At 59.4% G+C, this 2,779-nt stretch carries 3 protein-coding genes; all 3 read right to left on the reverse strand.

What is annotated here, in order from left to right; translation table 11 throughout:
- Positions 1-235 (reverse strand): MFS transporter (locus VL202_RS13590; protein WP_325464646.1); only part of this gene is annotated, 235 nt, incomplete at its 3' end.
- The gene (locus tag VL202_RS13595) at positions 232-675 is read right to left on the reverse strand and encodes a DoxX family protein (RefSeq protein WP_325464647.1); all 444 of its coding nucleotides are present in this window, start codon (positions 673-675) and stop codon (positions 232-234) included. The genes VL202_RS13595 and VL202_RS13590, both read right to left, overlap by 4 nt.
- 174 nt (positions 676-849) lie before the next feature.
- Positions 850-2,779: amidohydrolase (locus tag VL202_RS13600; protein ID WP_325464648.1), on the reverse strand; the 1,930-nt coding region annotated here is incomplete at its 5' end.

A 2,779-nucleotide genomic window follows, 5' to 3' on the forward strand; every position in this document is an offset into this window, starting at 1 on the left:
GGATGTCGGTGAGAACGCCCGCCGGGATAGCAAGCAGGAAGATCGGCAGCGTGCCAGCGGCCTGAACCATGGCGACTGCGGCCGGCGACGCGGAAAGATCCGTCATCAGCCAGGAACTGGCGACATCGCGCATGAAGCTGCCGGTGTTACCAAGAACCGTGGCGATCCAGAGAACCGCGAAAACCGGCTGCGCGAGGGGAGCGAAGCTACCTCCGGAGGACTTTGCGGCACTCATTTGCCTTCTCCCTTCGTGAGGTCGATTGCTGCGACGAAGATGAACGCGCCTGCCAAGCCGAGATGCTCGATAAAGGCGTTGGTTGCCATCATGCGATCCATGCCGGGAGCCATTTCCCAGAACCGGAGAGCGATGAAGGTTGCCAGAAGCGTGAACCCGGCCAGGGCAAGGGCACCCGCCCAACGCATGAAGCCCGAAACCACCATGGTCGAAGCCGTCAGCTCGAAGGCGATGACGGCGACAGCAAAAAACGCCGCTGGATGGAGACCGAAATGATCCATCTCGGCCAATGCGCCGTTGAAATCGAAGATCTTGGTGATAGGCCCCTGAATATAGGCGGCACAAAGCGCGAGCAATGAAACTGTCCGTATGACGGGCGAACCGACGATACGCGCCAGACCGCTTCTGAATGGGCTGAAACTGTGAGATTGGTAGGTCATATCTGCTCCTGCGTGGTCGCCGATTAGATCGAGCGGCTGCGTTTGATGGAGCGATATTGGCTGGTTACTGCCTCGCCAACAATTGCAGCAATAATTTCGATTTAATTGCGGAATATGAAATTGTCTGAGGTCACTTTCGGGCGATCACGTAACCCCCCGAAAGTGTTGTTGGGATCAGACTGCCCAGCAGGAGCAGCCGAGGGCGCCGAAGAAACCCTTCAGGTCCGCAATCGGCAGTTTCGACGTCCATGCGCCTGCATGGTCGTGGCCGTGTACGCCGCAATCGCTGGCGCAGCCGCAACTCGAGATCGCCGTGCGGCGCAGCGAGCGGGCACCAGCCCCTTCCGGTTCGCCCCAGGCGGCATAACCGCCGAACTTGCGCACCGGAGACCAGTCGGGCATCGCTGGGGGCACGTCGTTCTCATCTAGCGCCTTGAAGTCGCCGGCGCCGTAGACGATCCTGCCGCCGACCATGGTTAGCTCCGATACGAGGAAGGAGATCTCGTCTTCGGCGCAGGCGAAGAAGTCCTTATCGGGAACGACAAGGTCAGCGAACTGGCCTTTCTCGATACGGCCTTTCTTGCCTTCTTCATTGGAGAACCATGTGACCTTTTCAGTCCACATCCGCAAAGCCGACTCGCGATCGAGGCAATTGGCGCGCGGGTAGAGCTGCATGCCGCCAACCGTCTTGCCCGTTACCATCCAGGACAGCGATACCCATGGATTATAGGAAGCAACACGGGTCGCGTCGGTGCCCGCCGAGACGTTGACGCCCTTGTCGAGCATCTTGCGGATCGGCGGGGTGGCTTCGGCAACACCTTGGCCATACCGCTCGACAAAATATTCGCCCTGATAGGCCATGCGATGCTGGGTTGCGATGCCCCCACCAAGCGCCGCGATGCGGTCGATCGAACGATCCGAGATGGTTTCGGCATGGTCGAAGAACCAGTTCAAACCTGCAAGCGGAATGTCCTTGTTGACCTTCTCGAAAACATCGAGTGAACGGGAGATCGTCTCGTCATAGGTGGCGTGCATGCGCCAAGGCCACCGGTTTTCGGCGAGAACCCGAACGACCTCCTCCAGTTCGCCTTCCATCTCGGGCGCCATTTCCGGCCGCGGCTGGCGGAAATCCTCGAAATCGGCGGCGGAAAAGACCAGCATTTCGCCAGCGCCGTTGTGGCGGAAGTATTCGTTGCCCTGCTTGTATTTGACCGACTGGGTCCACTTAAGGAAGTCTTCCTTCTCCTCCTTCGGCTTCTGCGTGAACAGGTTATAGGCCAGACGAACCGTCATCTGGTTTTCGTCAGAGAGTTTTTGAATGACCTCGTAGTCATCAGGGTAGTTCTGGTAACCGCCGCCTGCATCAATCACACCCGTCACGCCGAGACGGTTCAGTTCCCGCATGAAGTGGCGGGTCGAATTAACTTGGTAATCAAGCGGAAGCTTCGGTCCCTTGCCAAGCGTCGAATAGAGAATACCTGCATTTGGTGTAGCCAGCAGCAGACCAGTCGGGTTGCCATTGGCATCGCGCTTAATCTCGCCACCCGGCGGGTTTGGGGTGTCGCGGGTGTAACCGACGGCGCGAAGGGCAGCACCGTTCAGCAGCGCGCGGTCATAGAGATGCAGCAGAAACACCGGCGTGTCGGGGGCGATCGCATTGATCTCCTCAATGGTCGGCAGGCGCTTTTCGGCGAACTGGTGTTCGGTAAAGCCGCCGACGACGCGAACCCATTGCGGGGCCGGCGTGATCGCCACTTGGCGCCTCAGCATGTCCATCGCATCGGCCAGCGAGCGCACGCCATCCCAGCGCAGTTCCATATTGTAGTTCAGACCGCCGCGGATGACATGGGTGTGGTTGTCGATCAGGCCCGGCAGAACGCGCTTGCCCTTGAGGTCGATGATCTTGGTGTCCGGGCCGGCGAGCGCCATTATCTCGGCGTCCGTGCCAACCTCTTGAAAAAGGCCGTCCTTGATGGCGACTGCGGTCGCGTTCGGATTGCTCCGGTCAAGGGTGGTGAAGCGGCCGTTGTGAAGGATAAGGTCGGGATGCATGGTATCTACTCCGGTCTGTTTGGGATCGGCGGCATTGGCCGTTGCGAAGAGG

The sequence above is a fragment of the Pararhizobium sp. genome (assembly GCF_035497515.1).
Classification (GTDB): Bacteria; Pseudomonadota; Alphaproteobacteria; order Rhizobiales; family Rhizobiaceae; genus Pararhizobium.